Below are 11035 nucleotides of genomic sequence, written 5' to 3'. Positions count from 1 at the left end.
CCGGGGGCTCGTCGCGTCCGCGGTCAGCCCTGGTGCACCAGCGGCGCCATGCCGACGGACCGCTCCACCGCGCCGTCGTCGCCGCACACGGCGAGCCAGTTGGCGAGCAGCCGGTGCCCGCCCTCGGTGAGCACGGACTCGGGGTGGAACTGCACGCCGTGCAGCGGCAGCTCGCGGTGCTGCAGGCCCATGACGACGCCGCTCGCCGTCGCGCCCGTCACCTCGAGCTCGGCGGGCACGCTCTCCGGGAGCACGGCGAGGGAGTGGTAGCGGGTCGCCGTGAACGGCGACGCGAGGCCGTCGAGCACGCCCTCGCCGTCGTGCTCCACGAGGCTGGTCTTGCCGTGCATGAGCTCCGGCGCGTGCGCCACGGTGGCGCCGTACACCTCGGCGAGGGCCTGGTGCCCCAGGCAGACGCCGAGCATCGGCGTGCGGGAGCGGGCGCAGGCACGGATGACGTCCTCGGACGACCCGGCCTCCTTGGGCGTGCCCGGGCCGGGGGAGACGAGCACGCCGTCGAACGGCGCGCCGTCGGTGTCGTGGAAGACGCCGTCCGCGTCGGGCTCGGGCACGGCGTCGTTGCGCACGACGGCGGTCCGCGCCCCGAGCTGGTCGAGGTACCCGACGATCGTGTAGACGAACGAGTCGTAGTTGTCGACGACGAGGATGCGCGGGCCGGCGGTCGTGGGGGTGGGGGTGGTCATGGCTGTCTCGCTTCGGGGAGATGGTCAGGCGGGCTGCGGGGCGGGACGGCGGCCACGCCATCGCCGGCCGGGCCGCGCGGCGCTCACGACGGTCGCGGAGCTCACGAGAACACGTCCGTGCCGGCGGGGACGGTCGCGTACTTCATCTCGGAGCTGCCGGTGTACGCGGGCAGCTCGAGCGTGCCCGCGTCCTTCACCGACCAGCCGAGGGCGACCCAGTCGACGTACTGCTGGTAGATCGCGACCCCCGGGTCGGCGTCGAGGGAGGCGCGCAGCCGCTCGGGGTCGCCGACCGCCTCGATCACGTACGGCGGCGAGAACACCTTGCCGTGCAGCAGCAGGATGTTGCCGGAGCAGCGGAACGCCGACGTCGCCGTGACGCGCTCGCCCTGCAGCGTCATCGCCTCGGCGCCGCCCGCCCACAGCGCGTTGATCACGTGCTGCACGTCCTGCTGGTGCACGACCAGGTCGTCCGGCCGCGCCCCCGCGATGGACTGGCTGGACGCCGGTGCGTCGTCGAGCGCCACCCGCAGCCCGGGCCCCGAGACGGGCGCGGCACCGGTGACGACCGACTCGTCGGCCACCAGGTCGGCGCTCCGCGTGGGCAGGTCGGTGCCGACCTGCTTGCCGAGGTCGTCGATCTCCGCCTCGAGCTCGTTCATCCGGTCGGTGAGGTCGGCGACCCGGTCGGACTCCGTGGTGACGAGCTCGGCGAGGTCCTGCGGGTCGCGGCCGTCCTTGGTGTCTGCGAGCTGCGCGCTGGCGGTGAACAGGAGCCCGGACGCGGCGAGGACGCACGCGACGGTCGCGCTCTGGCGCAGTCGGCGGTTCATCGGCACCCCTGTCAGTCCGTGCTGTCCGGACGCTGTCCTTCTCGAGCCTGCTGACGACTACGCTAGTCGACAGAATCGCCGACGGTGGCGGGCATCCGGCCCGCGGCCGCCGCCCACACCGTCCGGACAGGAGATCTCCCCGTGCCCGAGTCGAAGTCCCGCAAGAAGAAGAGCGCGCCCGCCGACCAGGCCGCCGCCCCGGCGAAGGCGAAGCCGGAGGGCAACCCGCGCTGGCTGGTCCCCACGATGCTCACGCTCATGCTGCTGGGCCTCGCCTGGATCGTCCTGTACTACCTCACGGCGCAGGGCCTGGGCCTGCCGATCCCGGCGCTGGGCGCCTGGAACCTTGCCGTCGGGTTCGTGCTGATCATCGCGGGCTTCGGGCTCACCACCCGCTGGCGCTGACGCCGCGGGTTGCACCCGTGTAGTTCGCTCCACACCTGTGGACAACCCTGTGGGCGGCGGCACGTCCTCGCAGGTCAGAGCCAGCCGACGGACGCGTACTTCCACAGCGTCGCGGCCAGGAGCACGACGGCGACGCCCGCCGGGAGCAGCCACCCGACCAGTGCCTGGCGCTCCCGCGGCGCGAACGCGAACCCGGCCCCCATCGCGAGCCCGACCGCCAGGCCGCCGAGGTGCGCCTGCCAGGCGATGCCCCCGACGAAGAACGGGATCGCCATGTTGATGGCGATGAGCACGACGATCTGCGCGGCGCTGCGCCCGGTGCGACGCAGGACGGGGATGATCGCCCCGAACAGGCCGAAGACGGCCCCGGAGGCGCCGACGACGGGGGTGATCCAGGCGTAGCCCATCGGGTCGGCGAGCAGCAGGTAGCCCACGGAGCCCGCGATCGCCGACAGCACGTAGAGCGCGATGAAGCGGCCGCGCCCGAACGCCTGCTCGAGGAACGGGCCAGTCAGCCACAGCGCGTACATGTTGAACAAGATGTGCAGCGGGCTGCGGGAGTGCAGGAACGCCGCCGTGAGGAAGCGCCACGGCTCGTCGAGGCCCACCGACGGGGCGAACGCCCAGCGCTGGGTCCACTCCCCGCCGGTGACGAGCTGCAGCACCCAGCTCACGACGCACAGGCCGACGATCGTCAGCGTGACGACCGGCCGACCGCCGCGGACGGTGCCGCCGAACATCGTGCGCGCGCTCGGCACCGCGCGCGACGCCTCCTTGACGCAGTCGACGCACTGGATCCCCACCGCGGCCGGCCGCTGGCACTCCGGGCACGTCGGCCGGCCGCAGCGCTGACAGCGCACGTAGGAGACGCGGTCGGGGTGCCGCGGGCACACCGGCGGGGCCGTCGGCTGCGGTTCTGGAGTCGGGGTCGAGATGGGTCAGCCCTCCGTGAGCCGAGAGAAAGGTCGGGGTCGGGAACCTCGTCGCAGTCCTATCTTTCCCGAAGTAGAGCGCCCCCTGGGGCACGTGAACGGGACTGCGACGAGGTTCTCGACCCCGACCTGGACCGAACCTCAGTCGTCGATCGTGACCGAGTTGATGACGATGTCCTGCACCGGACGGTCGCCGGGGCGCGTGGGCGTGTTGCCGATCGCGTCGACGACGGCGCGGGACTCGTCGTCGGCCACCTTGCCGAAGATGCTGTGCTTGCCGTTCAGCCACGGCGTGGCGGCGGTGGTGATGAAGAACTGCGAGCCGTTGGTGCCCTCGACGGCGCCCGTGACGGGGTTGCGGCGCTTGCCGGCGTTCGCCATCGCGAGGATGTACTTGTCGTCGAACTGGAGCTCCGGGTGGATCTCGTCGTCGAAGGTGTAGCCGGGGCCGCCGGTGCCGGTGCCCAGCGGGTCCCCGCCCTGGATCATGAAGTTGTCGATGACGCGGTGGAAGATCACGCCGTCGTACAGGGGGTCGTTGCGCTCGGCGCCCGTGGCCGGGTCCGTCCACGTCGTGGTGCCCTTGGCCAGCCCGACGAAGTTCGCGACGGTCTTGGGCGCGTGGTTCGGCAGCAGCTCGATGCGGATGTCACCGGCGGTGGTGTGGAGGGTTGCGAACATGCCCTCATCCTCTCACTCTCCCTTCCCCGGACTCTCACGACGCAGCCCGCGCGTAGCGCTGCAGGCCAGGGCACCTGGTGGCACAGTGGGTCCATGGTGCGAAAGAACGTGGGCGACGGCGTCAAGGACGCTGCCAAGGACCAGGCCGAGAAGCTCTCCTCGAAGGTGTCCGAGAAGGTGAGCTCGACGATCAACGACATCGACACCGAGAAGCTCAAGGGCTCCGCGACCGAGGCTGCCGCCGTGCTGGTCGACGTCGGCGCCCGTGCGGCGGGCGGGGCGAAGGATGCCGCGAACCAGGCCAAGGACTGGGCCGAGCCGCGGGTCGACTCGTTCCTCGAGTGGCTCGTGCCCCGCGCCGAGAAGGCGTGGCGCGAGAGCGTGCTCGCGGCGGCGCCGCGGGTCGAGAAGGCCGCGGACAAGGCGGGCCCGCTCGTGGACACGGCGCACGACAAGATCGTGGACGACTACCTGCCGCGGGTCGTCCAGGCGTTCAACGACGCCGCGACGCGCGCGGGTGCAGCCGCCGGGGCGGCCGGCGTGCTGGCGGCGGACGCCGCGCGCGACGCCGCGGAGAAGGCGGGCCGCGCGGGCAAGAAGGCCGCGAAGCAGGCGGCCAAGGAGGCCGCGAAGGCCCAGGCGGCCGCCGAGAAGGCGGCGGAGAAGGCCGCCAAGGAGGCCGAGAAGGGCGGCAGGGGCAAGGGGCTGTTCTGGTTCCTCGCGCTCGCCGGGGCGGCGGTGGCCGGCTTCGCCTTCTGGCGCCGCGCCCAGCCGCAGAACGACCCGTGGGCCGAGCCGTGGGAGCAGCAGTCCGGTCCTGACTTCGACGGCGCGGCGCGCGACGCCCGCCACGCCGTCGGCGACGCGGCGGAGGCCGTCGGCGAGGCCGCGGGGCACGCCGTCGCCAAGGGCCGTGAGGCCGCCGAGCGCGCCTCCGAGAAGGCGGCTGAGCTCGGCGAGGAGGTCACCGAGGCCGTCGACAAGGCCAAGGACAAGGCGACCGACGCCGCGAAGAAGGCCACCAGCCGCACGCGCTCCGCGGCCCGCAAGGCCGAGGACGCCGCCGCGGACGCCGCCGACGACACGAAGGACGCGGGGGAGAGCGACAAGGCCTGACCGCCCGCCGCAGGACGGCACCGCACCGCTCCGTCCGCTCCACCACAAACCGCAGGGCCTCGTCCGCACGGACGGGGCCCTGCGGCGTACCAGGGGTCAGCCCCCCGGGCACCGCAGGCACGCTCCCGCGGGACGACGAGACCCCGCACGCCGTCGGGCGTACGGGGTCTTCGGTGGTGGAGCCAAGGGGACTCGAACCCCTAACCCCCTGCTTGCAAAGCAGGTGCGCTACCAATTGCGCCATGGCCCCTGGCGGCCTCGTCAGACGGGCCGGGCGTGCTCAGTCGATGGTGTCGGTGACCTCGGACCACAGGTCCCGGTCGGCCGAGTCCTCGTTGAGACGGCGCCAGACCAGGTAACCCGCGCCCAGCGCGAGCAGGAGGACGAACAGCTTCTTCATCTTCTGCCTCCTCGTCACGACCGTCGTCGTGCGTCTCGGGCCCGGGCCTGAGGTGGCCTGGAGTGGGGCTAGGAGGACTTGAACCTCCGACCTCTTCCTTATCAGGGAAGCGCTCTAACCGTCTGAGCTATAGCCCCGAGCGCGCCCCCACGAGGGAGCGCGTGCAGCACGGAACATTACCGTACGCGCGGGTCCGTTCCCAAACCGGGAGCGGCGTCACGCGGTGTGACGTCGGTCCCGGCCGGGACGGGGTTCACTCGTCCGTCAGCGTGAGGTGCACGCCGCCGACGAGCGCGGCCGTGATGTTGTACAGGATGGCCATGATCGTGGCGAGCGCGGTCAGCAGCACCACGTTGACGATGGCGATCAGGACGGACAGGGAGACGACGCGGTCGAACTCGATGAACTGCATGAGGTTCACGGCCTGCGGGCCGATCGTCTCGCTGAGGAAGCCCTGGATCTTCGCGAAGGTGCCCATGTCGTTGAGCACGTACCAGACCACCATCGTGGCGACGACGGTGATGAAGCCGATCGCGACGGACAGCAGGAACGCGAGCTTCATGATCGACCACGGGTCGACCCGCGAGACAGACAGCCGCACGCGCCGCGCGCCGGCTCCGGTCGTCGCGGCTCCCACCATCGAGCCTCCTGCGGGCGCCGCTGCGGCGGCGGCCGTGCCCTGCACGCCGCCGGCCGAGTAGTGCATCTCCGGACGCGGCTCCGCAGGCTTCGCGGCGCTCGGGGCCGTGCTCGTGCCCCCGGAGGCCTCGGCGCCGATCTGCCCCTTGCTCGCCCCCTCCGGCATGACCGACTGGACCTTCTTCGCCGCGCTGCGTGCCGCGGCGAGGGCCGCGGCCGCCGCCTTCACGGCGCCCTCCTTCACGGGGGAGGCGCCCTGGGCGGTGGTCCCGTCGGCCGCAGGGGCCGACGGCGGGACGACGGGCGGTGCGGGCGGCGCCGGCACCTCACCGACGCGCACGGCGCCGGTCGCGGGGGCGGTCGAGGTGGTCGACGTCGTGCCCGACGCCGGACCGCGGCGGTGGGTCGAGTCGTCGATCTCCGCCTCCCGGGCGGGAGGCGCCGACGACGCCCTGGTCGACGCGCTGTTCTCCGTCATCAGTCCTCGTCCCCGCTCGTGGTCTGCTCGTCGGCGGCCTGCTCGTCCACGCTAACCGACTCGTCGCCGCTTGCCTCGTCGACGTCCCGACGTTCGACGTTGCGGGCGACGGCGATGATGCGGTCCCCCTTGTCGGGCTTGGCGAACGTCACGCCCTGCGTGGTGCGGCCGGTGAGGTTCACCTCCGCGACCGCCGAGCGCACGATCTTGCCACGCTCCATGATGACCAGCACCTCGTCGTCCGCCTCTGTGACCAAGGCCCCCACGAGGTCTCCACGCGCCTCCACCAGGTTGGCGACCTTGATGCCGTAGCCGGCGCGGCCCTGGACGCGGTACTCGGTGATCGCGGTGCGCTTGGCGAAGCCGCCCTCGGTCACGACGAACAGGTCCGTGCCGGGGGTGACGACGTCCGCGTTGAGCAGCTCGTCCTCCTCGCGGAACTTCATGCCCGTGACGCCCGACGTCGCACGGCCCATGGGGCGCAGCGTGTCGTCGTCGGCGGGGAAGCGGATCGACTGGCCCTTGCGGGACACGAGGATGAGGTGGTCGTCCGCGTTCACGAGGCGCGCGGCGACCAGCTCGTCGGGGTGGCCGTCGTCGTCCTCGCGGAGGTTGATCGCGATGAGGCCGCCGGACCTCGGCGAGTTGTACTCCCCGAGGCGGGTCTTCTTGACGAGCCCGCGGCGCGTGGCGAGCACGAGGTAGTCGGCGGCCTCGTAGTCCGGCAGGTCCAGCACCTGGGCGATGCGCTCGCCCGGCTGGAACGCCAGCATGTTCGCCACGTGCTGGCCCTTGGCGTCACGACCGCCCTCGGGCAGCTCGTAGCCCTTCGCGCGGTAGACGCGGCCCAGGTTGGTGAAGAACAGCAGCCAGTGGTGCGTCGTCGTGACGAAGAAGTGCTCGACGATGTCGTCCTCGCGCAGCGCGGCGCCGCGCACGCCCTTCCCGCCTCGGCGCTGCGCCCGGTAGCTGTCCGACCGGGTGCGCTTGGCGTAGCCACCGCGCGTGATCGTGACGACGACCTCCTCCTCGGGGATGAGGTCCTCGACCGACATGTCGCCGTCGAACGGCAGGATCGTGGTGCGGCGCTCGTCGCCGTACCGGTCGACGATGTCGTCGAGCTCGTCCTGGACGATCGTCCGCTGGCGCTCCGGCTTGGCGAGGATGTCCTTGTAGTCCTCGATCTGTCGCTGCAGCTCGTCGTGCTCGTCGATGATCTTCTGCCGCTCGAGGGCCGCGAGGCGACGGAGCTGGAGGGCGAGGATCGCGTTGGCCTGCTGCTCGTCGACGTCGAGCAGCTCCATGAGGCCCGTGCGGGCCTCGTCCACGTCGGGGGAGCGGCGGATGAGGGCGATGACCTCGTCCAGCGCGTCGAGCGCCTTGAGGTAGCCGCGCAGGATGTGGATCTGGCGCTCGGCCTCGGCCAGCAGGTACTCGGTGCGCCGGCGCACGACCTCGATCTGGTGCGTGGTCCAGTGCCGCACGAAGGCGTCGAGGCTGAGCGTGCGCGGCACGTCGTCGACGAGCGCCACCATGTTCGCGCCGAAGCTGAACTGCAGCGGCGTGTGCTTGTACAGGTTGTTGAGGACGACCTTGGCGATCGCGTCGCGCTTGAGCACGATGACGAGGCGCTGGCCGGTACGGCCGGACGTCTCGTCGCGGATGTCCGCGATGCCGGCGAGCTTGCCGTCGTTGACGAGGTCGGCGATCTTGCTGGCCAGGTTGTCCGGGTTGACCTGGTAGGGCAGCTCGGTGATGACGAGGCAGATCCGGTTCTGGATCTCCTCGACGTTGACGACGGCCCGCATCGTGATCGAGCCGCGACCCGTGCGGTACGCCTCCTCGATGCCCTTGGTGCCGAGGATCTGCGCGCCGGTCGGGAAGTCGGGGCCCTTGATGCGCTGCATCAGCGCGGCGAGGAGCTCCTCGCGGGAGGCGTCGGGGTTGGCCAGGTGCCAGCGGACGCCCTCGGCGACCTCGCGCAGGTTGTGCGGCGGAATGTTGGTCGCCATGCCGACGGCGATGCCGGCCGAGCCGTTGACCAGGAGGTTCGGGAACCGGGCGGGCAGGACGACGGGCTCCTGCGTGCGGCCGTCGTAGTTGTCCTGGAAGTCGACCGTGTTCTTCTCGATGTCCCGGACCATCTCCATGGCCAGCGGGGCCATGCGGCACTCGGTGTACCGGGGGGCGGCGGCCGGGTCGTTGCCGGGCGAGCCGAAGTTGCCCTGGCCGGCGACCAGCGGGTAGCGCAGCACCCAGTCCTGCACGAGGCGCACGAGCGTGTCGTAGATCGCCGTGTCGCCGTGCGGGTGGAACTTGCCCATGACGTCGCCGACGACGCGCGAGCACTTCGAGTACGCGCGGTCGGGGCGGTAGCCGCCGTCGTACATCGCGTACAGCACGCGGCGGTGCACCGGCTTGAGGCCGTCCCGCACGTCGGGCAGCGCGCGCCCCACGATGACGCTCATCGCGTAGTCGAGGTAGCTGCGCTGCATCTCCAGCTGCAGGTCCACCTGGTCGATGCGGCCGTGCTGCACCGCGACCGAGCCGTCGGTCGTGTCGATCGCCTCGTCGTCCGGGGCGCCGTCCGTCATGTCGGGACCGGGGGTCTCGTCCGTCACCGTCTACCTTCTTCCTGTCCTGCGCCGCCGGGGCGCGGGTTCCGTCGTCCTCGAGGTCGGGCCGTGTACAACCGCGTGCGTACGATCTGTACGACGCGGGTCTCAGCCGCTAGATGTCGAGGAAACGGACGTCCTTGGCGTTGCGCTGGATGAAGCTGCGGCGGGACTCGACGTCCTCGCCCATGAGCACCGAGAAGATCTCGTCGGCCGCGGCAGCGTCGTCCATGGTCACCTGCAGCAGGGTGCGGTGCTCCGGGTCCATGGTGGTGTCCCAGAGCTCCGTGTAGTCCATCTCGCCCAGGCCCTTGTAGCGCTGGATGCCGTTCTCCTTCGGGATCCGCTTGCCGGCGGCCAGCCCCTCCTTGAGGAAGGCGTCCCGCTCGCGGTCGGAGTACACGTAGTCGTGCGGCGCGTTCGACCACTTGAGCCGGTACAGCGGCGGCTGCGCCAGGTACACGTGGCCGTGCTCGATGAGCGGACGCATGTACCGGAAGAGCAGCGTGAGCAGCAGGGTGCAGATGTGCTGGCCGTCGACGTCGGCGTCGGCCATGAGCACGATCTTGTGGTACCGGAGCTTCGAGAGGTCGAAGTCCTCGCCGATGCCCGTGCCGAACGCCGTGATGAGGGACTGGATCTCCTGGTTGGAGAGCGCCTTGTCGAGGCGTGCCCGCTCCACGTTGAGGATCTTCCCGCGCAGCGGCAGGATCGCCTGGTTGTGCGGGTTACGACCGCGGACGGCGGAGCCGCCGGCCGAGTCGCCCTCCACGATGTAGATCTCGCAGTCCTCGGCGCGGTTGGACTGGCAGTCCTTGAGCTTGCCGGGCATCCCGCCGGAGCTCAGGATCCCCTTGCGCCGGGTGGCCTCACGGGCCTTGCGGGCCGCGATGCGCGCCTGGGACGCCTGGATGGCCTTGCGGATGACGTCGCGCGCCTCCGTCGGGTGGGCGTCGAACCAGTCCACGAGCTTCTCGCGCACCACGCGCTGCACGAACGTCTTCGCCTCGGTGTTGCCGAGCTTGGTCTTGGTCTGGCCCTCGAACTGCGGCTCGCCGAGCTTGACGGAGATGACCGCGGTGAGGCCCTCGCGGATGTCGTCACCCGTGAGGTTGTCGTCCTTCTCCTTGATGATCTGCTTGTCGCGCGCGTAGCTGTTCACCAGGGTGGTGAGCGCCGCGCGGAAGCCCTCCTCGTGCGTGCCGCCCTCCGTGGTGGAGATGGTGTTCGCGAACGTGTGCACCGACTCGCTGTACGCGCTGGTCCACTGCATCGCGATCTCCACGGAGATCTTCCGCTCCGTGTCCTCCGACTCGACGTCGATGATCTCGGGGTGGATGAGCTCGGACTTCTTGGCCGCGTTGATGTGCGCCACGTAGTCCGTGAGGCCGTTGTCGTAGCGGTACGTGACCGTGCGGACCGGGTTCGCCTGCTCGACGTCCGCGGCGCCGTCCGCCGACGTCACGTCGGCGTCCGCACCGTCCGGCGCCTGCCCGGCCACCTCGTCGTCGGCGACGGCGTGACCCGCGCGCTCGTCGCGCAGCGTGATCTGCAGGCCCTTGTTGAGGAAGGCGTACTGCTGGAAGCGCGAGCGCAGCGTCTCGAAGTCGTAGTCGGTGGTCTCGAAGATCGAGTCGTCCGCCCAGAACGTCTGCGTCGTGCCGGTGGCCTCGCCCTCGGCCAGCGGCTCGAGCTTCTGCACCTCGGTGACCGGCTCGCCGCCGTCGCGGTACTCCTGGCGCCAGTGGAAGCCGTCGCGCTTCACCTCGGAGACGAAGCGGGTGGACAGCGCGTTCACGACCGACATGCCCACGCCGTGCAGGCCACCGGAGACGGCGTAGCCGCCGCCGCCGAACTTGCCGCCCGCGTGCAGGATCGTCATCACGACCTCGAGCGTCGGCTTGCCCTCGGTGGGGTGCATCGCGACGGGGATGCCGCGGCCGTTGTCGCGGACCCGGACGCCGCCGTCGGCGAGGAGGGTCACCTCGACGCTGTCGGCGTGACCCGCGAGGGCCTCGTCCACAGAGTTGTCCACAATCTCGTAGACGAGGTGGTGCAGGCCTCGCTCGCCCGTGGAGCCGATGTACATGCCCGGGCGCTTGCGGACCGCCTCGAGGCCCTCCAGGACGGTGATGTTGCCGGCGTCGTACCCGTTCCCCGGTCCGGCTGCTCCGTTGGCTCCGTTGGCGACTGTGTCGGGACGGGGGGTGTCGGTTCGGTCTGCCACAGGCG

Annotated in this window: 10 protein-coding genes and 2 tRNA genes; 2 read left to right on the top strand and 10 right to left on the bottom strand. The window is 71.1% G+C overall.

All coding sequences use genetic code 11. The features are described 5' to 3' along the window. Window positions 1-23 precede the first annotated feature (23 nt). Window positions 24-704 (bottom strand): aminodeoxychorismate/anthranilate synthase component II, encoded by a 681-nt coding sequence (locus tag ACQP60_RS09285; protein WP_429731120.1) that lies wholly within the window; start codon window positions 702-704, stop codon window positions 24-26. A 101-nt stretch (window positions 705-805) separates the two neighbouring features. Then, the gene (locus tag ACQP60_RS09280; protein ID WP_429731117.1) at window positions 806-1537 is read right to left on the bottom strand and encodes a DUF881 domain-containing protein; all 732 of its coding nucleotides are present in this window, start codon (window positions 1535-1537) and stop codon (window positions 806-808) included. Between the two features lie 141 nt (window positions 1538-1678). Between ACQP60_RS09280 and ACQP60_RS09275 the strand changes: the two genes are divergently transcribed. Further along, window positions 1679-1942, top strand: coding sequence for a cell division protein CrgA (locus ACQP60_RS09275; RefSeq protein ID WP_429731114.1), 264 nt, complete (start codon window positions 1679-1681; stop codon window positions 1940-1942). Between the two features lie 74 nt (window positions 1943-2016). On the opposite strand, the gene ACQP60_RS09270 is transcribed toward ACQP60_RS09275, so the two are convergent. After that, window positions 2017-2700 carry a rhomboid family intramembrane serine protease gene (locus ACQP60_RS09270; protein ID WP_429731112.1) on the bottom strand — a complete coding sequence of 228 codons (684 nt, stop codon included), beginning with the start codon at window positions 2698-2700 and terminating at the stop codon, window positions 2017-2019. A gap of 315 nt (window positions 2701-3015) precedes the next feature. Continuing rightward, window positions 3016-3555, bottom strand: coding sequence for a peptidylprolyl isomerase (locus ACQP60_RS09265; RefSeq protein ID WP_429731109.1), 540 nt, complete (start codon window positions 3553-3555; stop codon window positions 3016-3018). A 93-nt stretch (window positions 3556-3648) separates the two neighbouring features. Between ACQP60_RS09265 and ACQP60_RS09260 the strand changes: the two genes are divergently transcribed. Further along, on the top strand, window positions 3649-4671 hold the full coding sequence (locus ACQP60_RS09260; RefSeq protein ID WP_429731106.1) for a hypothetical protein: 1023 nt from the start codon (window positions 3649-3651) through the stop codon (window positions 4669-4671). Window positions 4672-4845: 174 nt separating this feature from the next. On the opposite strand, the gene ACQP60_RS09255 is transcribed toward ACQP60_RS09260, so the two are convergent. The 6 genes from ACQP60_RS09255 to gyrB form a co-directional block, all read right to left on the bottom strand. Further along, window positions 4846-4921 (bottom strand) — tRNA-Ala (locus tag ACQP60_RS09255). A 30-nt stretch (window positions 4922-4951) separates the two neighbouring features. Continuing rightward, window positions 4952-5071, bottom strand: coding sequence for a DLW-39 family protein (locus ACQP60_RS09250; protein WP_217700772.1), 120 nt, complete (start codon window positions 5069-5071; stop codon window positions 4952-4954). A gap of 63 nt (window positions 5072-5134) precedes the next feature. Beyond that, a tRNA-Ile gene (locus ACQP60_RS09245) sits at window positions 5135-5208 on the bottom strand. A gap of 116 nt (window positions 5209-5324) precedes the next feature. Further along, complete coding sequence (locus tag ACQP60_RS09240; RefSeq protein ID WP_429731102.1) at window positions 5325-6188, bottom strand: DUF3566 domain-containing protein; 864 nt, start codon at window positions 6186-6188, stop codon at window positions 5325-5327. Further along, window positions 6188-8809 carry a DNA gyrase subunit A gene (gene gyrA, locus ACQP60_RS09235; RefSeq protein ID WP_429731099.1) on the bottom strand — a complete coding sequence of 874 codons (2622 nt, stop codon included), beginning with the start codon at window positions 8807-8809 and terminating at the stop codon, window positions 6188-6190. The genes ACQP60_RS09240 and gyrA overlap by 1 nt, the downstream gene beginning before the upstream one ends. Before the next feature lie 109 nt (window positions 8810-8918). Further along, complete coding sequence (gyrB, locus tag ACQP60_RS09230) at window positions 8919-11030, bottom strand: DNA topoisomerase (ATP-hydrolyzing) subunit B (protein ID WP_429731096.1); 2112 nt, start codon at window positions 11028-11030, stop codon at window positions 8919-8921. Between the last annotated feature and the right edge of the window lie 5 nt (window positions 11031-11035).

Source organism: Isoptericola variabilis (assembly GCF_050311655.1).
GTDB lineage: Bacteria > Actinomycetota > Actinomycetes > Actinomycetales > Cellulomonadaceae > Isoptericola > Isoptericola variabilis.
The sequence above is the reverse complement of the archived record's forward strand: the minus strand, read 5'-3'. Positions and strand labels throughout refer to the sequence as shown.

Excerpts from the sequence above, each read along its gene's own strand:
- ACQP60_RS09260 (WP_429731106.1), top strand. The coding sequence starts at position 3,649 with ATGGTGCGAAAGAACGTGGGCGACGGCGTCAAGGACGCTGCCAAGGAC.
- ACQP60_RS09250 (WP_217700772.1), bottom strand. The coding sequence starts at position 5,071 with ATGAAGAAGCTGTTCGTCCTCCTGCTCGCGCTGGGCGCGGGTTACCTG.
- ACQP60_RS09280 (WP_429731117.1), bottom strand. The coding sequence starts at position 1,537 with ATGAACCGCCGACTGCGCCAGAGCGCGACCGTCGCGTGCGTCCTCGCC.
- ACQP60_RS09265 (WP_429731109.1), bottom strand. The coding sequence starts at position 3,555 with ATGTTCGCAACCCTCCACACCACCGCCGGTGACATCCGCATCGAGCTG.
- ACQP60_RS09240 (WP_429731102.1), bottom strand. The coding sequence starts at position 6,188 with ATGACGGAGAACAGCGCGTCGACCAGGGCGTCGTCGGCGCCTCCCGCC.
- ACQP60_RS09285 (WP_429731120.1), bottom strand. The coding sequence starts at position 704 with ATGACCACCCCCACCCCCACGACCGCCGGCCCGCGCATCCTCGTCGTC.